Origin of the sequence: Halioglobus sp. Uisw_031, assembly GCF_047729875.1 — a bacterium.
Lineage (GTDB): Bacteria > Pseudomonadota > Gammaproteobacteria > Pseudomonadales > Halieaceae > Marimicrobium.
In genome coordinates, this window is sequence record NZ_CP159826.1 from 3,267,492 (window position 1) to 3,292,083 (window position 24,592).

A 24,592-nucleotide genomic window follows, 5' to 3' on the forward strand; every position below is an offset into this window, starting at 1 on the left:
TATTTTCTGGTTATAATGCTCGGCTAATTTTTTGTCTACTTTTTAGGGTCTCCGATCAATGACAGACGTCGTAAAACAGCAGTCTCGCCTCAAAGACCTCATCGCCAAGGGTAAGGAGCAGGGCTACCTAACCTATGCCGAGGTCAATGATCATCTGCCGCAGGATATCTCCGACCCGGATCAGGTGGAAGATATCATCCAGATGATTAATGACATGGGGATTCAGGTATTTGAATCCGCACCGGATGCCGATGACCTAATAATGACCGAAGGAGATTCGGCGGCGGACGATATCGCCTCGGCAGAAGCCGCTGCTGCATTGGCGGCGGTAGAGACCGAGGTAGGACGCACCACAGACCCGGTGCGCATGTATATGCGCGAGATGGGGACCGTCGAGTTGCTTACTCGCGAAGGTGAAATCGTCATTGCCAAGCGCATTGAGGAAGGTATCCGTGAGATGCTGGCTGCCGTAGCCCTGTTTCCAGGATCAGTAAAGCATGTCTTAGATGAATACGATCTGGTGGCGAAAGAGGAAAAGCGGCTCTCCGATATCATGGTCGGTTACCTGGACCCGGCAGAGAATGTCCCTTCTGCTGCAGAAGTGGCCGAGCTTGCCGCCGCAGCCCCCCCGTCAGATAGTGACGATGACGAAGAAGTAGACACCGGACCAGATCCGGTAGAAGCCAAAAAACGTTTTAGCGCCCTCAAGCGCCAACATAATAAAACTGAAAAAATCTTGGCCGATAAGGGGCGTTTAGATAAGGCCTCCATCAAGGAAATGGAAAAACTGGGTGAGTTGTTCAAGTTCTTCAAGTTCACGCCGCGAATTTCCGATCCAATAACCGAGTCCCCGCGAATTGTTCTTCTAGCCATACGCGACCATGAGCGTCAGATCATGCGTTTAGTGGTCAAGGTCTGCGCCATGCCGCGCAAAGACTTTATCGTGTCATTCCAGGGTTTCGAGACAGACGCCAAATGGGTTTCTCGCTACAGCCGCAAAAAAGATTACGGCCCAAAGCTGGCAGCCAATAAAGATGAGATCCAACGCCTCCAGCGCCGCATCGCAATTTTAGAGAATAGAACCGGGCTGACCGTCACCGAGATCAAGGAAATCAACCGCAACATGTCTATGGGCGAAGCCCGTGCACGCCGTGCCAAGAAGGAAATGGTAGAGGCTAACTTGCGCCTTGTTATTTCCATCGCCAAAAAATATACCAACCGCGGCCTGCAATTCCTCGATCTCATACAGGAAGGTAACATCGGCCTGATGAAGGCTGTCGACAAGTTCGAATACCGCCGCGGATACAAGTTCTCCACCTACGCCACATGGTGGATTCGCCAGGCCATCACTCGATCCATCGCTGACCAGGCCCGCACCATTCGTATCCCTGTCCACATGATTGAAACCATTAACAAGCTCAACCGTATCTCCCGACAGATGTTGCAGGAGATGGGCCGCGAACCCACCCCCGAAGAGTTGGGTGAGCGCATGGAAATGCCAGAAGACAAAGTACGAAAAGTGTTGAAAATCGCTAAAGAGCCAATCTCCATGGAAACCCCCATTGGGGACGATGAAGATTCTCATCTGGGCGATTTCATCGAGGACCACACTATCCACTCCCCCGTGGACTCGGCCACCGGCCAAGGGTTGCAAGAAGCCACCAAGGATGTATTGGCGGGTCTCACCGCCAGGGAAGCCAAGGTACTGCGTATGCGCTTCGGTATCGACATGAACACAGACCACACCCTCGAGGAAGTGGGCAAGCAGTTCGATGTTACTCGAGAACGTATTCGCCAAATCGAGGCCAAAGCACTACGTAAACTACGCCACCCAACCCGCTCAGACTATCTGCGTAGCTTCCTGGACGAAAACTAATCCGGCAGCACGTCAAGCGGGGCCAGTTTGCGCGGAACCGCCCCAGAAGGCAGGGAGTTAGCTGGACGTGCAAAAACCCAAAGTAGTCATTATTGGCGGCGGTTTCGGCGGCATGTTTACTGCCAAAAAACTGCATAAGCTATCTCAGGGTGACCTGGATATCGAACTCATCAGTAAGATCAATTATTTCGTCTACCAACCACTGTTACCTGAAGTCGCCGCAGGGACCCTCAACCCGCAGGATGCAGTCACTCCGCTGCGCAATTTGCTCAAAGGTGTGCAGGTTCGCCTTGCCGAGGTGACCGACGTCGACTTCGACGCAAAGCAGGTTGTTCTGCTGCAAGGCCAAAGGAAAATTCTGCAGCGGGTCGACTACGATCACCTGGTGATTACCACAGGGCAAGTTGCCAACCTGTCGCTGTTCCCGGGCTTTGAGCATCACAGCCTGACCATGAAGGACTTATCCGACGCCTATCGGCTACGCAACCGTGTTATCGAATGCATGGAAATGGCCGATGTCACACGATTTCCTGACATCAAGCAGCGCGCTCTAACGTTCGTAGTGGGTGGGGCCGGATTTTCTGGCGTGGAAACCATGGGCGAACTGGCAGAAATGGTTGACCGTATTTTGCCCGAGTATCCCAATATCCAGCGCCATGAAATACGTCTGGTAATCATTCAAATCGGCCATCGTGTATTACCCGAACTACCCGAACACCTCAGCGAGTACGCGCTCAATCAGCTAGAGAAACGTGGCGTTGAAGTCTGGCTGAACACGGGCATTCACTCAGCGACGCAACATGCCGTCTACACCAACGATGGCCGATCTCTCCCTACTCGCACAATCGTCACCACAATCGGCAATGGCCCCTCGGAATTTGTGAAATCTCTACCCATAGCGTTGCAGCGCGGACGCATTGCCGTAAGCGCAGAATTGGAGGTGATCGGGCTTTCAAATGTATGGTCCATTGGCGATGCAGCACTGGTGCCCCTCAACACCGATCAGGAAAGCCCGCTCTACGCCCCCCCCACCGCCCAATTTGCCGTGGCACAGGCCGAAGTACTGGCTCACAATATTCTGCATCGCACACGTGGCCAGAATCTGGTCACCTTCACGCACAAGGCGGCAGGTATCATGGCGTCGCTCGGCGGAGGGCGCGGAGTGGCAGAAATTTACGGCCGACGTGTAACCGGCATTCCCGCCTGGCTTATTTGGCGAGCCGCCTATATAGGGATGCTCCCAGGGCTGGCCACGAAAATCAGAGTGGCACTCGATTGGTTCTTTGACCTTTTTATGCCACGCACCATTGTCTACATGGCAGAGAGTGATAGCCCCGCAACCCGCTACCTCGATTACTCCAAGGGTGAAGTCGTACAGCACGCGAATGAGGTGCCCGCCGGTTTCTATATCGTATTAAGCGGCAGTGCCACACAAGAGCTCGAAAGACCTGACGGCGAACCCGAGTATCATGAGTTACGTGTTGGCGATAGCTGGGGGTCACGAGCACTCAAGGAACACCGGCTGACACACGGAAAAATCACCGCACGAGAAGACACCAAACTGCTATTGGTCAACAGTGGGGACTTTCAGCGCTTACGCAATTCCTACGAGCCGTTCAACGAATTGCTGTCGGCGGGAGATAAATAAAGGTCGTGCATTTACGGAAATCGAAAGCACAAACTTCTGGTTAGCAGGTGAGAACCCGCACGGGGAATTTATGTTTCTCGACCCGCTTTCTATCGAATAATAAAAATTGGGCTGGGGTCTGTGCCACAGAGCCTTTCTTATCTATAATAGCGATCTCCTTATTCGGGCCCATAGCTCAGTTGGTTAGAGCATCCGACTCATAATCGGCAGGTCGAAAGTTCAAATCTTTCTGGGCCCACCATTTTTTATAGACATCATAGCGTTATGCATAGAGTGAGCATCCGACTCTGCCGGGCATAGGGGCGACTCTCCATGACCCGAGTCGGCAGGTCAGGGGTGACAGCATCATGAGTGCCAGCAACCGCTTTTATCGCTACTGCCTCAATCCGGTAATGCGCAGCCTGCTCCGCTCGCCTTTGCATGGCATTACCAGCCACAATATCGGTATCGTCCATTTCTCTGGACGCAAAAGCGGCCGTAAGCTCAGCACGCCACTGAGCTACACCCAGGAGGGCAATATTGTGCGCCTGCTGTCCAGCCGAAATACCCAGTGGTGGCTGAACTTCCGGGGGGAGGGAGTCGCGGTTGACATGGAAATTGCCCGGCAGCGTTATCCAGGCACCGCAGTATTACTGGAGGGTGATAGCGAGGCATTGCGGGAGGGGGTGCGCCGTTTCATCCACGCTCTACCCAGAGACGCGAAGGTCTACGGCCTGGCATTGGATGCTAATAAAGAGGTCGTCGAGACAAGCCTGGCAACCATCGCTGAACAGTTGATATTGGTGGAGATCCGCTTGGAGGCGTAAGTGGACTGCCCCGTGTTCACCCGGGACAATATCTAGCGTCGGACATCGGTATTCTCCACTGACTTGATCGTCGCAACATCCGTGTAATCAATGCCCGCGTCCCCGGTTTATAATGAAGAGCCGTCAATCATCCCAACTCACTGGAGACACCATGGTCATCATCCGCCTGATCCTCGGCAAACTGATATTGTTCTTCAACTGGGCCTTTCCCCCTAAGGGCATCAAGCGCGATCCCGAGCAGCAATCTCTGGTTGATCAACAGACGAACAGCCTGACGCTGTATCAGTACAAGGCCTGCCCTTTCTGTGTAAAGGTACGGCGGCAGATGAAGCGGCAATCGTTGAGCATTGAGACGCGGGACGTGAAACGGTCAGAGACTGCCCGGGGAGAATTATTGGCGGGCGGCGGGGATTTGAAGGTGCCCTGTCTGCGGGTTGAGGGTGGCGACGGGCAGGTTGAGTGGCTATATGAGTCGGGGCATATTATTGGGTATCTGGAGGACAGGTTTGTTGCGGGCTCGAATGTGATCGGTGCCTAGCGGGCCATGAACTACTCCGTGAAGATTTGGACAAAATTCGAGTTACGGAGTACGAGTGGGAATCGGGATTAGATTACCGTGCATTTCGCGAATTTCTCCAGCTCAGTCAGTAGTAACAGTGAGGCAACCTACTCTCAACAGGCCGTTTATTTGTCCTATACTTTGAACTTATTCCCCATATGTCAGTTCAGATGCAACACCATTTAAAGTGGCGAAAACACGAACTGCTTTTACATCGTCAAGCATTTCCTGTGGGAGAGTGATGCTAAAGCTAGACTGGCTTAATCGATTGTTATGCTTTCCTTTCCCCGAATCAGCTCTGTCTATCGTTGGTTTCCCAGCGTACACACTCTTCTCATCCAAGAAAATAATAACTTCATCTACAAGTTTTTCTCGCGTTACATCAACTGCCCAGCCTTCCGCTGAGGCTGTTTCGTTTCTTTCATTTATTTGAAAACCAGTCATGTGCCCACTGATTAACTGCGGCTGAATAAGTACGCTCTCCTCACTGGTCACGTTAAAGAGCTGCTCACCATCCAATCGATATACATTTTTCTTCTGGTTGGATTGAAGTAGTTGAATGTCTCCACTTTCTTCTATCGATAGCAGAAAGACTTCGATGCTATTCTTCCCGCCCTTAAGTGCAGATTTTGGAAGCATCGTAGCGAAATCGCCACTATCAGAAACCTCTGCCGTTGCTTCAATCTGTTGGTTCACTGCAACGGCGACGCCATCAGAAATAGCTGCATGGTCGCTTGCAATAATTTTTCCTGATAGAAAGGCCGGGTAGGAGTCGGCCTCGTTATCAACGGCCTGAAAGAAGACCTCTTGATCAAGTTTTACATGGAAAGGGAATGGTTGTGGAGAAAGGGTTTGACCAACCCTTTGGCCAATAAGTTTTCGCTTGGGGCCAATTTCCCATAGCCCATTGACGCGTGACGCCCCAGAACCGAACCAGGAAAGCATACGTTGTAACGACTGTACCTTTGAGGACTCAAGATCTGAATACTCAAACGAAAGGTTCTTTTTTTGAGACCAGTTGTTATTAACCAGAACTTTAGAGCGTTCTGGTGCGTCGGAGTCAAAGACCGAGTATCCATCTATCTGCCAGGGCAGGGTTATGCCCGTAACCTCCGCAATGGTGGGCAGTATGTCTATCGTACTAACCCTACGCTTGTTGATGACCCCCTTTTTTTGATGCGGTAGTTTTATGAAAAGGGGAACAGGCATCATGCCCCCCATAGTGTGCTCGTCAACGCTTCGGTGAGGATGACCTGGCCTGAAGCTCACGCCATGATCTGCGGTGATAATGATAAGAGACTTATCATAGAGACCCTCGATTCTGAGTTTTTCGACTAAATCTCCAATCAGCGTATCTGTATAGCCCAGTTGCAGTAAGTGGCGCTGAAATCCAATTTTGGCATGCCGCCCATCAGTATCCCATGCTCCATTCTTTAGTTTTGTCAGGTCAATTCTGTGATATCGCTGGCCGGAAGGAAGGTACTCATACGGAGTATGTGGAAATACCAAGTGAATGAAGTTCAAGGAAGGTTTTTCAGTATGATGGATTGAGGCGAGGAATTCTGTGAATGGGTTTATACGAAAACCCATTTTCTTGTCTTTTTCCCTGGCTTTTCCCGCTTCTTTTAGAAATGTTTTCACATCAACTTTTTCTGTCGATGGCTTATCTGCTAGAAAGTCTCTCCAATTCTGTGTCACATCTGGAAGATTTTTAGCTAGGTAGTCAGGCGATACAATATGGGAATAGACAATCGATGCATCACGTATTATGGACACGTTCTTCTGAAACCAACCTGTCTTATTACTACGTATCTGCTTCGGCAATAATTTGGTTATCGGTTCTCGAACGTTTAGCGTATATGCTCGATCGTACAAAGTGAACATGTTCAGAGGGTAATCTACTAGAGCAGGAATTTTTCCTCTTCCCTCGTCATCACGGTAGTATGTTCCTGTCAGAATGCTAGGCACTGATTTATGTGTGGCGTCGGCTACCATCGTCGCGTTAGGAAACCAATGTGAATCTTCGGCTAAAGCAGAAAAATTTGGGTAGCGAACTGCGTCGATATTTTCATTCTCATCCAACAAATGCGTGCCGGAAAACTCGTCGAAAACTACCATTACTATGGATATAGGGTCTTCGATGGTAATGTCTTGGTGTATCGCCTCTGTTCGAGGGTAAATGAGACTACTAATCGGGCTATAAAACAAAAAGAGTGACGGGAAAATAAAAATCGCTATCGAACAGATTGTACTAATTTCCCTCAACGTTTGCGAACGGGCATATCCGAACATACCAAAGCTGCCTAAAAACAGCGCGACAGTAATTAGTGTAGTACCAGATAATTGAGGTACTTCTTTAAGGGCAGGCAATATTATCAAAATAATTAGGATTAATATTAAGAAATAATGTAAGCCTCTGTATATAACTTGATTGAGAAATCCAACACATACGATCAGCAAAGCCAATATCGTTGGAAGGACAATGCTGCACAGTAGGGTAAAACCCAATATTTCCCTAACCCCGGCATCGTGTGCAATAAAGAAAGTTGGATATTGAGCTAATAAATCATATAAAGGTTGCGCGACAGCAAAACTCCACAAAGTTAATATGTGCAGCGCGTTAATCGACTTGTCTCCATGCGAGGCAGAACTGATCATTAGTTACATTTCTCGAGGGGTTCTGAATAGAATCGCTTGCTGTTGATGCGTGACAGGCAGTATACCTTTCAGGCAAGGCTATACCAACTTCCTCACGCCACCCTCCCGGGCACCACCGGGCCATTACCTCTTTTCGCAGGAAGCGAATCCGAACCACAACGCTCAACAAGAAACCACGCTACTGAAAAACGCCTAGTACGGACGGTTGCATGCTATCGTTCAGAAGTGGACGGATATGAATTGCGCGATCATTCGCATCGACAGACATTCAGTGAGGCAGACCGACTAGCCCTGCTATTTTTAGACGCGGTAACTCGTATTGGTGAGGTTATTTTTTCACGATAGCCCCTCCCATGGTACTGACAAGTTAACTTGAGGTGGTGGGTTGGGATTACACAAAATGGCCCCTGGCGCGATAGAATAGGTTGGCCAGCCCCACTCTGGCTCGATTGCGGGGCATAGAGCTGCTTTCAATTACCGCTTTTTCCGCGAAAATAAGTTAACTTGTCAGTACCTTCTGTATCGCAGTCGAACCTGTCTTGTGCGTGCCAGCGTGTATGATCAGCTTCTTGATAGAAAATTCTCGATTTGTGCTGGAGAAATCAAAGTGTACCCGCAAGGAAGCGGGCAGCGATTCTGGGCCCATATTGTTCGCTATCGACAAACTTAGGCACTTCCGCAGAAAGCCACTGCATCAATGACGGGTCTTTCCCTGCAAGAAATACAGCGATCGACGTAGCCTCTTCTGGTGACAGGACATTGTCTTGCCATGTGGTGCCAGGGTTAGGGGGCGGCTCAAGAAAGAGCTTTCCATCTGTACGGCCCAGATATGTCCTGGCGATGGCATTGTTTTGCTGCTCGTATCCGGCCAGTATCTCCAGCCGGATGGCGGCCGGCAACAGCGATTGCTTGTCGGCTGAGGTAGCCTCACGCACTTCGCAATATCCGGTTAACAGACGCTGTAGGCGCAGCAATTTTTCGCCATCGCTCACGATGTTGTTGAGCAGTCGCTTGTACTCCAGGATCGATGTATCAAGGCGCGGGTTGGCGTTGCCGCCGCCCAGTTGCAACTCGTCGTCGATTTCAACACCAAAGGCGTGATACAAAAAATCGAGCCGAATATCGTTGCCGTAGAACTGCTCGCGTTCGTAGGGACGAACGACAATATTTTCAGTTCCAATAGCGTCTACCCAGGGTTTGAGCGTTGCCTCAAAGTCGAACCTGCGAACCATGTTCTGATAGATCTCCGAGAGCTTGCGCCGCTGCTTGCCGGTTTTCACATGTTGGTTGTAGCTCGCCATGATGAGGTGGTCCTGGCGCCTGAGGTAAACCACTATCCTCAGCTTGAACCTCTCGCACACTGCAGTGCAGAACTCGGTAATGACATCGCTCTGGCCGGAGGAGATGAGCTCAGAAGAAAGAAGCGTTTGCGCGGCGCGCGACCGCGCTAGTTTCGGCGCCCATTCTTCAGCGGGCTTGAAGTTCCATGCATTCTTGAGGTAGGGCGGGATATGCGGCGAGAGCAGGTGGTGGGCACCTGCGACCACGCCGTAATCAGGGTAGGTAATTCCGTTTTTTTCCAGCAGCTTCCGGTTTTCCCAGAAAAACTCTTGTAAGACGGTTGTTCCTGTCTTACCCAGACCGATATGCAGTGTAAGTGCAGGCTTTGGCCGCCTAAAGATCAAGTCTCCAGTCCCAGGCTATACTCATTCAACACATTGACAGGACCGCCTCGGTCTATTTCTATCAAAGCAGCCATTTGCTCATCACGTGGACTAATTGCCATTTTCTTGTTCCTATTCAGTCGTTAAAGCCAGGTCTAGAGATAGCAGATATCGCTAGCTAAAACCCATGGTATTCCACAAAACGATATTGGCAAGTTAACTCTTCTGGATCTGGAAATCCGCGTTTCCAGATTCATGCCACTGCCCTGCTCCATTCTGGGAACGCACTTTCCCTGAGATTCCGATAATGTTCGGCTCTAACCAGATGCCTACCCAAGTTGAAGCGATTTGAAACCGCTGCATGTGCAGGCAGGAGAAGGTGATAGCGAGGCATTGCGGGAGGGGGTGCGCCGTGTCATCCACGCTCTATCCAGAGACGCGAAGGTCTACGGCCTGGCATTGGATGCTAATAAAGAGGTCGTCGAGACAAGCCTGGCAACCATCGCTGAACAGTTGATATTGGTGGAGATCCGCTTGGATACGTAAGTGGACTACCCCGTGTTCAGCCGGGATAATATCCGGCGTCGGACATCGGTATCCTCCACTCAGTTGATCGTCGCAACATCCGTGTAATCAATGCCCGCGTCCCCCGTTCATAATGAAGAGCCGTCAATCATCCCAACTCACTGGAGACACCATGGTCATCATCCGCCTGATCCTCGGCAAACTGATATTGTTCTTCAACTGGGCTTTTCCGCCTAAGGGCATCCAGCGACGTCCAAAGCAGCAGGCCCAGATTGATCTCCAGACTGCCAGCCTGACGTTGTATCAGTACAAGGCCTGCCCGTTCTACGTGAAAGTGCGTCGTGCGATGAAGCGGCAATCGTTGAGCATTGAGACGCGGGACGTGAAACGGTCAGAGACTGCCCGGGGAGAATTATTGGCGGGCGGCGGGGATTTGAAAGTGCCCTGTCTGCGGGTTGAGGGTGGCGACGGGCAGGTTGAGTGGCTATATGAGTCGGGGCATATTATTGGGTATCTGGAGGACAGGTTTGTTGCGGGCTCGAATGTGATCGGTGCCTAGCGGGCCATGAACTACTCAGTGAAGATTTAGACAAAATTCGAGTTACGGAGTACGAGTGAGAATCGGGATTAGATTACCGTGCATTTCGCGAGTTTCTACAGTTCAGTCGGCAGTATCAGTGAGGAAATCTCCTGAACAGCCCGTTTATTTTTCCTGTACTTCGCGACGATTAAAAATCTCTCTGTCCATTTTCTGAGTGCGCCTGAATGCGAAATTGTTCACGCAGCAGCTGCAACAACGTTTCTGTATCCTCTTTGCTCAGAAATTCACCTAGGCTCACTTGTTCTCCACAGTTACAGAAGCTGATCTGCAGTGCATCCCACGGATGTGGTTGGGTCATTACCTGTATCGTCGTGCTATCGCGATCAAAGCGCCACTGCTGGCGCGGATGATAATGCCCTTTTTGAATCAGCACGCTGTCAGCTTTCAATGTCACAACATGCCGATATCTCAGTTTCCAGCACACGTAGTAAAGTGCAGAACCCAGAGCGAGCATTTCCAGACCGGCAAATGGCAGGATAGGCCAAGCGCCAAGTAATGCAAAGCCTCCGGCGATCACGCCCGACAAACAGCACATGGCGAGTAATACCATCTTGTTTACCTCCCAACTGGCGGATCGGTTGGGTTCGGCGACGATAACTTCATCGCTATCATGAGAATGCTGATAGACCACGGGCTGTCCTATGAAACGCTTGGTTTATGCTGTACGGAAAATAGCAGCCGCCGCCGATGCGCACAAGCTATCTCAGACATCTATAATATGATCTATGTCGTTGACTTACTGATACCGTGTCTCTCTGTGGCAAGTCCTCAAGTTTTGCACGGTTGGCTACCAATGGTCGGATAGGCACAGTCTGAGCCTTCCCAAGCACACCCGGTGCGGATTTTTTGTTGGCGAGAGAGGCCAGCAGACACAAGGCCCAGTGGGATTAAGCCTCAATCGTAGGGTTTTCCCTAACGCACTATCCTACACAGTCCAATGTAGGTGTTGTAGTCTCCGGGCGTATAGGGCACCAAACTTGATACACCAGAGACGAATCGCTTCTCGGCTGACAGTGATGCCTCGTTCGGCAAGTAGATCTTCGATGTCTCTGTGGCTGAGATTGAAGCGATAGTAGAGCCAGACGGCGTAAGAAATGATGTCAGGTGGGAATCGGCGACGTTTATATGCATTCATTGGCCGTTTCTACCAATTTCAGCGAGTTAAGTTGTCAGTACCGTTTATGGCAATCAAGTTGTTATCGGTTTGGATAATGTAGACGACGAACTCGGCGTCTACGTTCCAACCGATGGACAGTTATCTACGACTTTTTGTTGAGCAAAATCAGGGGGTATTAATCCTTCCTATACTCCAAAGGACCCGTCGCGGTCAACTGAGCTGTCTAACGCCTTATTGCGACGCTATATCCAGACTGCGCTTAACCGACCGCTCCCACACCTGAATATACCCTTCCGCAGAGCGGAACAGTGCTTCGATATCCTCGTCTAACACGCCGTCAAGTCTTGTATCCTCGATATACTCAGCCACCAGGCCCAGAGTGGCCATGCCCTCCGTGTTAAAGTCGATGGTGCGAGTACCCACCATCGGCTGCTGAAACACGACGTCACCCGCATAGGAGGTGAACGGGTAAGTCACACCCTTATCGGTCTGCGGCGCGCTGCAGTTGGCGCGCTCACCAAAACGCGCCCGCGGAGCGCCGGCGAAGCCGTTGAGATCAAAACCAAATCCCAAACCAGGGTAGGCGCCCTTCTCACGCATCAAATCGAGGCGTGACTGAAAGCGGTCGTCCATTGTCGAGGTCTTTTCCGGGTCACGGCAGCGACCAAAGCTGGAAGTAGAAACACCGCCTAATTCATAGAGTCTACCGTTATAATCGCGGCCGTGGGTACCAACAGCAGGATAATCATTTTCCCCTAGTATTTCATAGGCGCGCTGGTAACTCTGGCGAGAAAAATGATCAACCTCAATTACCATACCGCGCTTCATCATCTCCTTGATCAGAAATTCGCCGAGGGATGTCAGACCGGCATTCTGGCAGTATTCGCCCTCCAGAGCACCGCCGCCCAAAAACTGCGCCACATACGTCAGGAAAAAGCTCAGCGGGTTGGCATCATAATCTTCAGGGTTAACCGGCGGCATGAGTGGGTCGTAAACATCCCTTGGCTGGTTCAGGTCGGCAAAGTTCACGCCACCGCGATCAAAACCACCGGGGAAGGTCAGCAGCTCCTCCGGACAGGGAATGAAATTAGAGTAATGGCCTGAATGGGCAAAGTTGCCAATATCACTGACCCGTCGGTCGCCGTCGCCGGCAGAGAAGCCATTATCCATTTTGTGCACCGGGAACAGAACTCGCACGCCCCGGGCGTAGTAGTCATCCAGCTTGGCCACAACATCGGCCTCAGTACAACGCTTGGCATCGCCACGCGCCGTGAGAAAACAGTCAAACAGATCAGAGGTTTCGATACCGAGCACCACCGCCATGTTGCCGGCACGAATCTGTTCTCGTGCCTCTTCGGGCGTCAGTACAATGCGGAACCAGCCCTCCCCGGGCCCTCCGGATTGCGCGTCGATGTAGCGCTCCATCTTATAGGTCTCCCCAATAATGCGATCCACCGCGACCATGTCATTACACGAATAACGCAAAGGCTGCGCGCCGATCTCGGGCGAGGTCAGCAATTGGCACACCGTCTCCTGAGTGGTGGCATGCTGCACCATGAGCCGCAGACCAGACAGGTACGCCCGCTCAATCCACTTGTAATACTGCATCTGGTGTGTCGAACTTTCAGGCGCGTCAGGCCAATCGGTAAATAGTGGGTACCCATCCGTACTGTGCGTATCCGCTGGCAACTCACCGGCAATCAACGCGGGCGCCAGATCAACGATGGAGTCACCGGAGAAGCCGGAACCGAAGAAATCCTTGCGTCCGCCCTCACCGTGCACCAATTTGCAACTAGGCAACGCATGCGGCACGCCAAGCGGATGAAACGGTGCACCATGAAACAGGCCGCTGCCGCCAAACCCGTAATTGGTGAATAAATGGGAGTGGGCATCGACGAAGCCAAACAGGTCGCCATTTTCGAACTCTGTGACGGTTACCGTGCCCGTCGCATCCAAAGTCAGTTCGGGGAATTCTGCGCAGTCTTCTCGCGGCAGCAATGCAATATCGGCTGGCGTCTGCCCCAGTGTCGCATCAGCCGTCAGGAAAGTCCCACTGGCCAAGTGCTTGAAATTAAAACGTCCGTCGACAGCCGCACTGAGCTCCCACTCCCCTTCGGACTGCAGCCGGTCGGTGATTACCACCTTGCCATCGACCATATTGGTATCGGATGCAAGTTGCGCTTGCCGCGCAAGGCCGCCGTCAGAGCCGACTAGGTAGTTTCCACTCTCATCGTACAACAGGAAGCGGCGCAGGTCTGATGGCTGCAGACGGAAATGGCTGTCCTCTCCAAGGCCAATATCAACCAACTGATAGCCATCATCCGCGGTGGCAAGCACGGCATTATCGGCCGGTGACACGGCAAAGCAGCCATGGGCAAGGTCGTACACAGAGCCCTCATCGGGCGCTACTGGCGCACCCACAAAGTCGTCGCCATCGCTGCTATCACTGCAGGCACCCAGCACCATTGTAAGAGCCAGTAAACTTGTGCCGAGAAAATATTTAGCTACTACCATGGTTGCGCTTTCCTTATCGTTATTGTGTTGAGACACGTTATAGCGCGGGTAGCGCAAGAATAATAAAGTCTCATCTTTTTGAAAGGTTTACGTGAGCATAATTCAGCCCAAGCTATCAACTTAGACGCCACGCATCAGCTTCTAGGTTACCACGCGCCGGCCGCGCTCCATGCACCTTTAAATGGCCATAACCGGTTATTGACAACGGTGCCGTGTAATAGTTCAGACCTGCGCTGCAGTTATTGCTAGAGACGTCGTTGCAGACTAGCGCCTTTTCTTGGGTACTGACAAGTTGACTTGAGGTCATTGGCTGAGCCGACACAATTCGGCCCTTGGCGCTGGCAATCGAGTCGCCACTTTACCTTTTTTATTGGGTGCATTGAATGCTAAAACTCGCCTTTTCGAGGAAAAACAAGTTAACTTGTCAGTACCCATTTGAGGGATCAAAGACGTAGTGATTTAGGGGTTTCGACCCCTTAAATTCAAAGTTTTACCCGTTAAATTCTACCTTTCAAATGGCCCGATGAACGTAGCCATTCGATAGAATCACGCAGTGTTTCTGCCGTATCTAGGTACTCTAGGTTCAGCGTTTTCTTGATCAGGCTGTCGTCTGCAATAGCCCATTCCGTGGCATAGGTAACCGATTCCTCACTGAGTGGAAGTTCCATGGTTACAAAACGGCTCAACACGTCGCCAATCGCACCGGCCACCTTGAGAATCCGAGGCCGGATTCTGACGCGGCGGAATTTTTGGTTGGTGACCTCTTCCATGACGCCTGCGTAATCTGCCCAGCTGTAGTAGTTACCGCCCATCAGGTACCGCGCAGGGGGGCCGCCGCGCTCAAGCAGACCTAGGTGTGCTTTGGCTAGGTCTCGAACATCAATGATTTGAATCCCGCTGGTAGTGTCTAGCAGCAAGCGCGTCTTTAGAAACGTGCGCAGGCCTATCATGGCTTCGCTCATACCAGGATCGTTAGGGCCCATGATGCTGCCGGGATAGGTAGTATAAATCGGTGCACCCTCGTCCTGTAGATCACGGACAAATTTCTCACACTCGATTTTGGATCGTCCATAGCCTGAAAGCGCTGTGCCCAGGGGCGAAACCTCATTGAGGCCTGAAACGCCACTGCGGAACAACGCGGTGGTACTCGACACCTGAATCATGCGCCGAATGCCGCGCTGCCATGCACCCCCCAACACCAACCGAGTCCCCAGTAAATTATTGTTTAATACCTTTTCGGAGTCACTGGCATGAACGCTAACCAACGCTGCGGAATGGAACACCGCATTACAGCCATTCAGCGCAGTGTTAACCGAGGCCTCATCGGTGATATCACCCTTAACGTAGGGTAGATTTTCAAGTCCAAACGGTGCAAACACACGCTGCATTTTCTGTGGACTGCGAACCAACAGCCTAACCGAATGACCCGCATTCACGAGAGCCATCACAGTATGGAAGCCGACAAAGCCAGTTCCACCGGTGACCATGACGTTGAGCTTTTCTTTTGCCATTACAGGTAACCCTCGCATTGCATTTGGATGAACATTCACCGCAAAGGCACTTTTTGCGTCAAGCTGATTTAAAGGGCGCATTTTAAGGGGTCAGAGGGTATTGGCAAGGTAACTCTTCTGGATCTGAAAATCCGCGGCTCCAGATTCACGCCACTGCCCTACTCCACTCTCCAAACGCACTCATCCTGAGATCCCGATAATGCATAGTTGAGGGCCTAATAGCAATCTGTCGATTGCCAGCAGTCGGGACCTTGTAGTAGATTGAGAAAAATCAGGGAGTATTAATCCTTCCTATACGCATCAGCCCCTTTTTAAACCCTAACCTGTTTTGATATAGCAGGCTTTTTGTGTCCGGCCCGAAACGGTGAGAAAGCTGAATATGATTCCCCAAAAGATTATGCCTTGAAGTATCTTGAAGCGTCTTAAAGTGGCGACTGTTTCCAAAGCGTTACCCAATAATGATGCTTAGGTGACTAAGAAGACCAGGCTCAGCCCCGAGTGACCTTTTCTGCTTGTGCCTGCTGTCAGCAAATTAGATCAGCCACTGAGAGTTTATGAAAATTCCTTCAATTAGCTAAACTTAACGAGCTTTAAACTATGAATTTTGCCACCGACCCCCGCTTTAATTTTTCTCGCAAGCAAGTTGATGCCATCAACGTTGAACATTACACATCAGTGCTGGATCCGTTTGAACGGGCCTGCGCTGAATTTGCACACAAAATAGCCTTTAGCTGCTTGGGCCAAGACATCACTTTTCGGCAAATAGATGAGATGTCAGGGAAGTTTGCCGCCTATCTGCGCGGCGCTGCAGGTTTACAGCATGGCGATCGAGTAGCCATTCAACTGCCCAATCTCATTCAGTACCCGGTAGCGGCCTGAGGCATTCTGCGCGCTGGGTTGGTATTGGTGAATACCAACCCGCTTTATACAGAAAGAGAATTGCGCCACCAATTTCAAGATAGCGGAGCCAAGGCAGTGGTAATGCTCAGTGATTTTGTCGCGGCGGCGGAACAGGTTATTCCTGATACCGATATCAAGCTGGTAATCACCACCAATGCGCTCGATATGATGGAGCCACAGCCTACTCCCGCACATAATCTGGATCAATCGGTTATACTGCTTTCACTACCCACAGCAATTTCTCTCGGTGGGAGCAAGGACTCAGGCGGGGGTCTATCACAGATTCGTCCCACATTAAACGATCTGGCTGTTCTTCAATATACCGGCGGTACAACGGGCGTTGCTAAGGGTGCCATGCTGAGCCATGGCAATATTATTTCTTGCATAGCTCAGGGTCGCAATCACTTTGCACAGTATACTAGGGAAAGCGAGACCCGGCTGCTGATCGCACCATTACCCATCTATCATATCTTCGGGTTTACCCTGTATCTTTGCGGCAATTTTTCTTCTGGCGGCCGCTCGATGCTTATTCCCAACCCACGAGATCTCGATGGACTGCTTGATGTGATGGGATCAGTTCCATTCACTGAATTTGCCGCTGTTAACACCATGCTAGTTGGCCTGATGGCAAACGGAAAATTTGATGCCGTGGACTGGTCAAATCTCAAGTGGACTATTGCTGGCGGCGCTGCACTGGTGCCAGATGTGGCTAAAGAGTGGGAGCGGCGAACGGATTCCAAACTTATTGAGGGCTATGGTCTGTCTGAAACTACCGCCAACCTCACCCTAAATTCCCCCGCAACCCGCCGCATTGGCAGTGCCGGTCAAGCAGTGGGTTTTCAGGAAATAAAAGCAATGGATAGCTCTGGTGTGCCGGTAGCAGACGGCGAAGAGGGTGAACTTTGGGTGCGCGGGCCTCAGGTGATGATGGGTTACTGGCAATGTCCGGAGGCGACTGACGAGGCAATCGATGCCGAAGGTTTTTTCAAAACCGGTGACGTCGTTGTAAGACTTGATAATGGCTTCTATAAAATTGTTGACCGAATCAAGGATATGGTTTTGGTGTCTGGTTTTAATGTTTATCCCAATGAAATAGAGCATGTGATAACCAGCCATCGCGATGTACTTGAATGCGCTGTCGTGGGCGTAGTGGATGATCGTACAGGGGAAGCGGTAAAAGCTTTTGTGGTACGCAGAACTAGTGATTTAACAGAGACTGCGCTGAGAGAATTTTGCCGCACCGACCTCACTGCTTATAAGGTGCCCAAGCATATCGAGTTTCGCGACGAGTTGCCTAAATCCAATGTGGGTAAAATTTTACGGCGCGAATTGCGCTAAGCTAATGCGTGAAATTATCCCAGGGGAAATAACATCAAAAAAGTGAAATGCTACGGGTTTATCGGTTTTATCGCACTGACGATATCGGGTTGTTCTCCTGATCCTGCTCCACCAAGAACTGACCTCGACGATCAACCCGCACGAATGGTCAGTGCGTTCTTTGGTTTAGATAATGCTATGCAGGCGTTGAGATATATGGGTGCCGACGGTATGCCTGTAACGTTCTCTAAACGAGTGGCTGATCCCGATTCCCTTGAGCCTGAGATGTTTACTGTGATCAGTCGCTCAGGAAAACGGGTGCATCCTTTACGGGTCACCACTCGCCCAGCCGACGAGACAAGTAAGCGACATAGTGTCTTGCTTATTGCTGAGTTTGGCAATGAGCCCGATGATCCTCCGGCAAAAGTAAAGGTGACCGGCCAATTGATTCTTGCTGGAGGAGATAATGCACAGGGGCTGTCAGAGGACGTGACGCCGCTGACAGAGGGACCTTCACTGGTGCTAGCCTATGCGGTTAGCCCCGAAGATCTACCAGACGATGATGTTCCACCAGAGACCAAACAAGTTGTTGTTGCCATATGGAACGGCGGTGTAACACCAATGGAAGGTGTTATCGCCGAAAACCATCGCCTGGGATATTCTGTTGAAACCGAAGATGGGGCTACCGTACAACCCATTGGTGTTGGCGATATAGGCGGTGATAACTACGAGTATCTCTATTTGGACACTGAATCGACAGCGCTGCGTGTGAGCATGAAAAGTAATCTGCTGATGGACCCTCGCTTAGATGGGAATCCGGCCACGAGTATTGAGGTTGCAGGTCCGAGTGTTTTGAATGGTCAATGAGGTACTGACAAGTTAACTTGAGGTGGTGGGCTGGGATTACACAAAATGGCCCCTGGCCCGATAGACTAGGTTGGCCAGCGCCACTTTGGCTCGATTGCGGGGCATATAGCTGCTTTCAATTATCACTTTTTCAGCGAAAATAAGTTAACTTGTCAGTACCCTCATAGAGTTACAGTTTAACGCTATTGAATGTCTAGCAAACCCAGGGAAGTCCAGTTCAGGAAACTTCCTCACTAATCCTGCTAACTTAACTGTAGACATGCGCGAAATACCCGCCTACTGGTCGACATCCGCATCCGAAAAAGTCATTAGAATACGTATACGATCCAGATCCCACCGCGTAATTCATCATAATCACCGGTCGACGCGCTGGAATCTCCCTGTTCATAACCCAGTGAGTAGACTACTGAAAATTGACGTGTCAGTGTCTGATTGACCTCAAAGCCAACATTAACAATAGTGTAGTCATCTCGAGCATTGTTATTTTTGAAACTGAAATCACGGTAGCCAAGCAGCACCCCCCCAGTCAGCAAGCTATTTATCTGGTAAGTGAGAGAAGTCCCGAAGGCATATTCATCGGAGTCATTATCTAACTCTTCATAATCTTCTGACTGCACTAAAACCGCAGCACTGAACAAACACGCCCCACATAAGGCTGAATTACTATATTCCAGCTCTAGGTAGGTTAGCTCAAAAACATCGACTTCCAGAGCGCTGTTGTAAAAATCACCTATATCGACAAAATCTCCGACTTCACCTCCTCTAGAGGTGTCTGTTAACTCGTGTAATCCGGCCAGCCGCCAACTAGAAGAACGGCTCAAATAGATTGTTTCCGCCTGAAAATAACCCCCATTGGCATCACCCGACTCGCGCTGCGATGTATTATAGCCAACATCAATGTTGTAACTTAGCTTCGAAAGCGATGCACTGTAACCAATGGTGGCGCGGTAGTATTGATTGTCCCCAAGGCCGGCATCAAACTTGACGTCCTGATAGTTTATATTGACGGAGGCAACATCAACTTCAGATAAACTGCGTTGCCAGCTAATACTAGCACCGGTACTGTTTGAGTTTTGCTGGTCGCTGTCATCGTAACTTGTGTCGGAATACGATAGGCCGGTATATATTGCATCGGACGCCGATGGCCGCAGTATTAATTCAGGACCAATAGTCGTAATTGCGCGGACTTCGCGATTAGACTGAATATTTGCCAAGGCTCTATCCCTGACGAGGTTGCGACGGTTGTTTTCCAACGTCCAGTATAATTGGTCATCCATTTGTTCATAGGTTATCGATGCGTCACCGGTGATTTCGGCCTGATCGCTTTGAGTATTTTCATCGTAGACGGTAAATCTAGTGATGTAATCGAGTTCGGCGATAACTGAGCTACTTTCATAATTTAAACCTAACGCTGCAATGGCCTGCTGTTCGAGTTCAGAGCGCTCTCCTGTTGACGTTTTCAGTGCATTGCTGGAATGCTCTAAACCAGCGCCGAGCTCAACCGTTGTCTCCAGTGGCGACGCCTGCAGAGACTGCAGCGATAGTGCTAATAACGTTACCGTTAGCGGCGTGAAGCCGAGCGCTTTTTGACTTTTTCGATTCATTATAGCAAGCGATCTGCGGCCTGAACTTCGCCGACAGTCGATTTAAGCTCCTCTATCTGTAATCGAAGCTGACTTTTTCGAGCACTGACGGCGTTCTCATTGGCATCTAAATTATTTGACTTGAATGCTTTTAACTTATGTTCAGCGGCTAATAACGCGTTCTTGTACCAGACAACGTGCTGTTCAACGAATTCATAGGTACTTAGACTGTCGTCGAAGCGCCGCTCCGCGTTGTCCAGGATAAACGCGTCGACTACCGAATTGACAAATTCAAAAGAACGGTCCTGACTGGTATTTTCGAAACTGACGCGAAAATAGTTCTTCCCTTCATTCTGAATTTCAGTCACCTCCGCCCTCCCTCGTAATAGCCTCTCAATGACACTAGTCATGTCAGCATAGAGCATAGTGTTTGTTTCATAACGTTCAGGCCAATACACTTCCATCACCACAAAGCCCAAGGAGGTAAAAATAAAAACATCAACTACTCAAGAGCGGCACGCGATAATCTCACACGATATAGCCTTGAGCAAATCGACTAAAAATGTTGCTCACATCCACCTGTAACGGCCTCGTTGCTAACAAACTGGCTAGAATGAGCGCTCGGGAACGGTGACGATATCAGACGGAACCAGCATATAATTGGATTCCAGCTTGCCCTCTGTCAAAATATCGTCTAAGTAAATAGGATATACTTTTATCTGGCCTTCAGATTTTCGATAGAGCTTCGAATTATTAGATACTGCGAATTCGTTGGGGCCGCCAGCGAGTAAGACCAAATCTAACACCGTCATACCTTTGCGATAGGGTACCGACTGCGGGCTATTAACCGCGCCTGTCACTCGTATACGCTGTTGGAAGTTAGAGCTAATGGGGTCGGTTACAATCACTGACACCTGGGGGTTCTTAAGGTATTCTGACAGCCTGATGGTAATAGATTCGCTCAAAGACTCGGCGCTGAAACCCGCGGCCATTACATCGCCGATCAGTGACATCGATATTTTACCGTCGGGCCTAACAGGAACAGCGAGGCTTAACCGATCATCGCCCCATACTTCTACACGTATCTCATCGCCTACGCCGATCTTATACTCTTCCGAACTGTACCCCTGAACATTAATCGGCATATCCGACATATCTGACATAGTGCGCGATGAACTGCCGCAACCGTTTAATACCAGGGCCATTGCTGCAACGATCAGCAGTAAAAGGGGTTTGTTGCGCTTTAGCAAATTGCGCGATGAAAAAAACCGTGAAATGTCCATCATTAACTGACTCCTGTTCCAAGCAGTATAACTTCAACGATCTGCAAGGCGGTTAATATATCCAACAGTAAACTGTGATTTTTGGTGTAATACAAATCTTAACGAACAGTCTTCATAAATAAACGATCGTCCCTTCCCAGCTTTAAACCGATTGCAAGCGAGTCGAGGTTTGCATCGAGATGATTCGTAAATTTGCCAGCTGACGATGAGTATAGACTTCTGGAGGAGCACTTCAATCCTCGTATACCTCTTAAAACACAGACACTTTAATCACACAAACTTCAAACGCAAACACTTTTTTAAGGGGGCAATGAATGCCGCTCGCCACGGTTTAAGCATACCTTGTCTGTCAGCGGAGGATCTAAATGAAGTCAGTGTAGACAAACCTTTTTGCACAATTATTACGCTCTTGAGTCCGCAAGTGCTATGTCGTGCTCTCAGCATATTCATCCAACAGTCTACTGATGCACTGTGTGCGATTCCCATGAAAAATAATATGCTGATCAGTGAGATCAGCGCTTTCTGAGAGTGTTGCGGGAAAACGCTGCTAGGTGTCGGGGTTTTTACACCCGACAGAAAAAAACGCAGAAAAGTGTCAGAATTTTTTACACTGTCCTTTTTTATAAATATAATTTTGAAAAAAAGTCTATATTTTTCATGTCTTTACATTAGCTGGCATGAATATTGCTGTGTTTATCCTTTCCCAGAGTTTGGCGCCAATCGCTAAACTGGAACTGTGTAAAGGAACCAAGGAATGGCGGATCAATTACAAACATCAGAGACTCTGCTGTCGCAACAGAGCCCTCAGTTTACCAACGTTTTACCCAATGCTGTGAGTCGACTTACGGTTCCCGGCGCTAGATTTGCTATCTTTTTTACAGTCGTGGCTTGGCTGGCATATGTTGTGGAACAATGTATCAGATTAGGTGGGCTAGACCTCACTGCAGCTGCGGTTGTCGAAGCGCTCGCTTATGTTACAACCGTTACGCTACTGACGATGTCATGCCTGGCTTTTATGATTACTCGGCTAGGACATTATGAGCGCATTAAGGTTCATCAGCGTGTCCAGCGCAATGAAATTGATGACTGCTTAGAGACCGACGCTCCAACTATCACAGTTCTGGTCCCGTCTTATCGTGAAGAAGAAAGAACGATTCGACAAACCGTTTTATCTGCAGCTTTACAAGAATATCCGGACCTCAAAGTTGTACTGCTTGTTGATGATCCACCCTATCCAACAGACCCAGAAGATCAGGCTACATTAGATGCGTCTAGGGCAGTTTCTGCGCAACTTTCGCGCGAGCTAAGCAAGCCGTTCGCTGAGTTCAAAAGCGCTCTAGCTGCATTTGATCTAAAAGCCTCAGGTGACCTTGAGGCACGCATGTGTCCTGAAATTTTACTGAGCTTGAGCAAACATTACGAATCTGCCGTTAGCTGGTTTGAAGTAGAACGTCAAAAAATGCCGATAAATGATCATGTTGATCGCTTTTTTGCGGTAGACGTTCTAGAGCGTATTGCGACAGATTTGCGGATGACCGCTAGCGCTTTAAGGTCGGCAGCTGTCGAGCCTGATGTACTTCTGACAGTGTCGAGAGTGCGCCAGCTACACATCCGTTTGGTCAACATTTTCCAGGCCGACATTTCCTATTTCGAGCGTAAGCGTTTCGCATCGTTATCCCATGAACCCAACAAAGCGATGAACCTAAACAGCTACATTGGTTTAATGGGGGGGCGGTTTTCCAGAATACCCTCGGCTCGTGGGCCTGTTCTGAAACCTACTTCGGGTCACGCTGCCGATTTCGCAATACCCGATACCGATTACCTTTTGACGTTGGATGCCGACAGTATTTTGTTGCCAGAGTACTGTTTACGACTGGTATATCACATGGAGCAAGAGGGTAATAAGCGGGTAGCGGTTGCCCAAACGCCATACATAAGTTTTCCAGGGCCGCCCGCGGCGATTGAACGCATTGCCGGTGCCACGACTGATATCCAGCATATTGTCCATCAAGGCATGCAGCGGCACGAGGCTGCATTCTGGGTCGGCGCTAACGCAGTGATTCGTAAATCAGCGCTGATGGAGCTAGAGGAGCGCGAAAATGAGAACGGCTTCGAAATTAAGCGATACATCAGTGATCGGACGGTAATTGAAGACACCGAATCGAGTGTGGGCTTAAGACGACTCGGCTGGAAAATATATAACTACCCCGAGCGTCTGAGTTATAGCGCCACTCCGCCTGACTTCGGTACGCTGGTCGTTCAACGGCAACGTTGGGCCAATGGCGGACTGATTATCTTGCCGAAATTATTAAGCGTTTTCTGGAAAAAGGACCGCAACCAGCAACGGCGGGAAAAAGACAGAAACCAGCAACGGCCGGAACAAGACAAAAACCAGCAGCATCGGCAAGAAGATAAAAATCTGCAGCGCAGGCAAGAAGATAAAAAAAAGCACAAGATTGGCGTGCTGGAGCTATTTTTACGTGTCTCCTATCTAGCCTCCATAGCTTGGACAAGCCTTTGCTTGTGTATTTTATTCTTCTACCCGTTTGCAGACGGATTGTTGAGCAGAACGGCTGTTGTCATTGCGCTGCCGTATTTTATCGCCATGACGCTTGATCTGAGTTGGCTAGGTTATCGCAAGCGGGATATTCTAGCGATCTACGGCTTCAACTTGCTGTTGCTGCCGGTCAATATAGTAGGGACTGTTGAGTCGATTGTTCAAATGATCGGTGGCCATAAACTCGCGTTCGCACGGACCCCTAAAGTCGCCGATAGAACGCCGGCCCCACTCTCTTTATTATGGGTTGTCACCACTTTTTTTGTGTGGTCTGTATGGACCCTGCGAAATGATGTCATTGATCAGGATTATCTCCATATGATTTTTACTGTGACCAATCTGGCCATGCTTTCGTTGGGCTGTGTTTGGTTTATCGGTATGACCAACTTCTTTTCTGATATTTTTCATAACCTGAAAAACTTTGTCTATGTCCCCTTGCGTGCCGCAGTTCCAGTTGCGCAAGAGGATCTCCCGGACTGGGCATCGGTTTTGTATGTCGGCAGTTCGCTTCCTCTGAACCACGTCGCTAATGCTGAAGTCGCGGCAAGTTCGCCATCTGAGGTTGCTTCTGAAAGCTCTCCTTCGCCATTAATGCATCAGGCATAG

At 49.9% G+C, this 24,592-nt stretch carries 17 protein-coding genes, 1 tRNA gene and 2 pseudogenes; 11 read left to right on the forward strand and 9 right to left on the reverse strand.

Features of this window, described 5'->3' with window-relative positions:
• Nucleotides 1-58: 58 nt before the first annotated feature.
• The 5 genes from rpoD to ABXT62_RS14820 all read left to right on the forward strand — a co-directional run bounded on the left by rpoD (nt 59) and on the right by ABXT62_RS14820 (nt 4,868).
• Nucleotides 59-1,876: an RNA polymerase sigma factor RpoD gene (rpoD, locus tag ABXT62_RS14800; RefSeq protein ID WP_415356047.1), complete on the forward strand. Its 1,818-nt coding sequence runs from the start codon at nt 59-61 to the stop codon at nt 1,874-1,876.
• 67 nt (nt 1,877-1,943) lie between these two features.
• A complete protein-coding gene (locus ABXT62_RS14805) occupies nt 1,944-3,524 on the forward strand; it encodes an FAD-dependent oxidoreductase (RefSeq protein ID WP_415356048.1) in 1,581 nt (526 codons plus the stop codon).
• 164 nt (nt 3,525-3,688) lie between these two features.
• Nucleotides 3,689-3,765, forward strand: a tRNA-Ile gene (locus ABXT62_RS14810).
• A 106-nt stretch (nt 3,766-3,871) separates the two neighbouring features.
• Nucleotides 3,872-4,330: a nitroreductase/quinone reductase family protein gene (locus tag ABXT62_RS14815; protein ID WP_415356049.1), complete on the forward strand. Its 459-nt coding sequence runs from the start codon at nt 3,872-3,874 to the stop codon at nt 4,328-4,330.
• 151 nt (nt 4,331-4,481) lie between these two features.
• Nucleotides 4,482-4,868, forward strand: a complete 387-nt coding sequence (locus ABXT62_RS14820; protein WP_415356050.1) for a glutaredoxin family protein — start codon at nt 4,482-4,484, stop codon at nt 4,866-4,868.
• A gap of 168 nt (nt 4,869-5,036) precedes the next feature.
• Here ABXT62_RS14820 and ABXT62_RS14825 read toward each other — a convergent pair whose 3' ends face one another.
• Both ABXT62_RS14825 and ABXT62_RS14830 read right to left on the reverse strand, forming a co-directional pair.
• The gene (locus tag ABXT62_RS14825; RefSeq protein WP_415356051.1) at nt 5,037-7,547 is read right to left on the reverse strand and encodes a sulfatase-like hydrolase/transferase; all 2,511 of its coding nucleotides are present in this window, start codon (nt 7,545-7,547) and stop codon (nt 5,037-5,039) included.
• A 602-nt stretch (nt 7,548-8,149) separates the two neighbouring features.
• A complete protein-coding gene (locus ABXT62_RS14830; RefSeq protein ID WP_415356052.1) occupies nt 8,150-9,232 on the reverse strand; it encodes a hypothetical protein in 1,083 nt (360 codons plus the stop codon).
• 327 nt (nt 9,233-9,559) lie between these two features.
• Here ABXT62_RS14830 and ABXT62_RS14835 point away from each other — a divergent pair, with 327 nt between their 5' ends.
• The gene (locus tag ABXT62_RS14835; RefSeq protein WP_415356053.1) at nt 9,560-9,757 is read left to right on the forward strand and encodes a hypothetical protein; all 198 of its coding nucleotides are present in this window, start codon (nt 9,560-9,562) and stop codon (nt 9,755-9,757) included.
• Between the two features lie 151 nt (nt 9,758-9,908).
• Nucleotides 9,909-10,295: a glutaredoxin family protein gene (locus ABXT62_RS14840; protein WP_415356054.1), complete on the forward strand. Its 387-nt coding sequence runs from the start codon at nt 9,909-9,911 to the stop codon at nt 10,293-10,295.
• Nucleotides 10,296-10,464: 169 nt separating this feature from the next.
• Here the strand turns inward: ABXT62_RS14840 and ABXT62_RS14845 are convergent, their stop codons facing one another.
• From ABXT62_RS14845 to ABXT62_RS14860, 4 genes and pseudogenes are all read right to left on the reverse strand, one after another.
• Entirely contained in the window at nt 10,465-10,968 is a 504-nt protein-coding gene (locus ABXT62_RS14845; protein WP_415356055.1) for a DUF2244 domain-containing protein, read from the reverse strand.
• 315 nt (nt 10,969-11,283) lie between these two features.
• A pseudogene (locus ABXT62_RS14850) lies at nt 11,284-11,472 on the reverse strand (IS6 family transposase); the annotation flags it as partial.
• A 213-nt stretch (nt 11,473-11,685) separates the two neighbouring features.
• On the reverse strand, nt 11,686-13,968 hold the full coding sequence (locus tag ABXT62_RS14855; RefSeq protein WP_415356056.1) for a hypothetical protein: 2,283 nt from the start codon (nt 13,966-13,968) through the stop codon (nt 11,686-11,688).
• 497 nt (nt 13,969-14,465) lie between these two features.
• A complete protein-coding gene (locus ABXT62_RS14860; protein ID WP_415356057.1) occupies nt 14,466-15,479 on the reverse strand; it encodes an SDR family NAD(P)-dependent oxidoreductase in 1,014 nt (337 codons plus the stop codon).
• A gap of 597 nt (nt 15,480-16,076) precedes the next feature.
• Between ABXT62_RS14860 and ABXT62_RS14865 the strand changes: the two are divergent.
• The 3 genes and pseudogenes from ABXT62_RS14865 to ABXT62_RS14875 all read left to right on the forward strand — a co-directional run.
• Nucleotides 16,077-17,306 (forward strand): annotated as a pseudogene (locus ABXT62_RS14865) (AMP-binding protein); the annotation flags it as partial.
• 126 nt (nt 17,307-17,432) lie between these two features.
• The gene (locus ABXT62_RS14870) at nt 17,433-17,717 is read left to right on the forward strand and encodes an AMP-binding enzyme (protein WP_415358227.1); all 285 of its coding nucleotides are present in this window, start codon (nt 17,433-17,435) and stop codon (nt 17,715-17,717) included.
• Nucleotides 17,718-17,759: 42 nt separating this feature from the next.
• On the forward strand, nt 17,760-18,563 hold the full coding sequence (locus ABXT62_RS14875; protein WP_415356058.1) for a hypothetical protein: 804 nt from the start codon (nt 17,760-17,762) through the stop codon (nt 18,561-18,563).
• 308 nt (nt 18,564-18,871) lie between these two features.
• Here the strand turns inward: ABXT62_RS14875 and ABXT62_RS14880 are convergent, their stop codons facing one another.
• From ABXT62_RS14880 to ABXT62_RS14890, 3 genes are all read right to left on the reverse strand, one after another.
• Nucleotides 18,872-20,167 carry a hypothetical protein gene (locus ABXT62_RS14880; RefSeq protein WP_415356059.1) on the reverse strand — a complete coding sequence of 432 codons (1,296 nt, stop codon included), beginning with the start codon at nt 20,165-20,167 and terminating at the stop codon, nt 18,872-18,874.
• The gene (locus ABXT62_RS14885; protein WP_415356060.1) at nt 20,167-20,514 is read right to left on the reverse strand and encodes a hypothetical protein; all 348 of its coding nucleotides are present in this window, start codon (nt 20,512-20,514) and stop codon (nt 20,167-20,169) included. Before ABXT62_RS14885 ends, ABXT62_RS14880 begins: the two co-directional genes overlap by 1 nt.
• Nucleotides 20,515-20,754: 240 nt before the next feature.
• A complete protein-coding gene (locus ABXT62_RS14890; RefSeq protein ID WP_415356061.1) occupies nt 20,755-21,432 on the reverse strand; it encodes an XrtA/PEP-CTERM system exopolysaccharide export protein in 678 nt (225 codons plus the stop codon).
• Nucleotides 21,433-22,183: 751 nt separating this feature from the next.
• Here ABXT62_RS14890 and ABXT62_RS14895 point away from each other — a divergent pair.
• Nucleotides 22,184-24,592 carry a glycosyltransferase family 2 protein gene (locus ABXT62_RS14895; protein ID WP_415356062.1) on the forward strand — a complete coding sequence of 803 codons (2,409 nt, stop codon included), beginning with the start codon at nt 22,184-22,186 and terminating at the stop codon, nt 24,590-24,592.

Excerpts from the sequence above, each read along its gene's own strand:
- rpoD (WP_415356047.1), top strand. The coding sequence starts at position 59 with ATGACAGACGTCGTAAAACAGCAGTCTCGCCTCAAAGACCTCATCGCC.
- ABXT62_RS14815 (WP_415356049.1), top strand. The coding sequence starts at position 3,872 with ATGAGTGCCAGCAACCGCTTTTATCGCTACTGCCTCAATCCGGTAATG.
- ABXT62_RS14820 (WP_415356050.1), top strand. The coding sequence starts at position 4,482 with ATGGTCATCATCCGCCTGATCCTCGGCAAACTGATATTGTTCTTCAAC.
- ABXT62_RS14825 (WP_415356051.1), bottom strand. The coding sequence starts at position 7,547 with ATGATCAGTTCTGCCTCGCATGGAGACAAGTCGATTAACGCGCTGCAC.
- ABXT62_RS14840 (WP_415356054.1), top strand. The coding sequence starts at position 9,909 with ATGGTCATCATCCGCCTGATCCTCGGCAAACTGATATTGTTCTTCAAC.
- ABXT62_RS14855 (WP_415356056.1), bottom strand. The coding sequence starts at position 13,968 with ATGGTAGTAGCTAAATATTTTCTCGGCACAAGTTTACTGGCTCTTACA.
- ABXT62_RS14860 (WP_415356057.1), bottom strand. The coding sequence starts at position 15,479 with ATGGCAAAAGAAAAGCTCAACGTCATGGTCACCGGTGGAACTGGCTTT.
- ABXT62_RS14870 (WP_415358227.1), top strand. The coding sequence starts at position 17,433 with ATGGTTTTGGTGTCTGGTTTTAATGTTTATCCCAATGAAATAGAGCAT.
- ABXT62_RS14880 (WP_415356059.1), bottom strand. The coding sequence starts at position 20,167 with ATGAATCGAAAAAGTCAAAAAGCGCTCGGCTTCACGCCGCTAACGGTA.
- ABXT62_RS14890 (WP_415356061.1), bottom strand. The coding sequence starts at position 21,432 with ATGATGGACATTTCACGGTTTTTTTCATCGCGCAATTTGCTAAAGCGC.
- ABXT62_RS14895 (WP_415356062.1), top strand. The coding sequence starts at position 22,184 with ATGGCGGATCAATTACAAACATCAGAGACTCTGCTGTCGCAACAGAGC.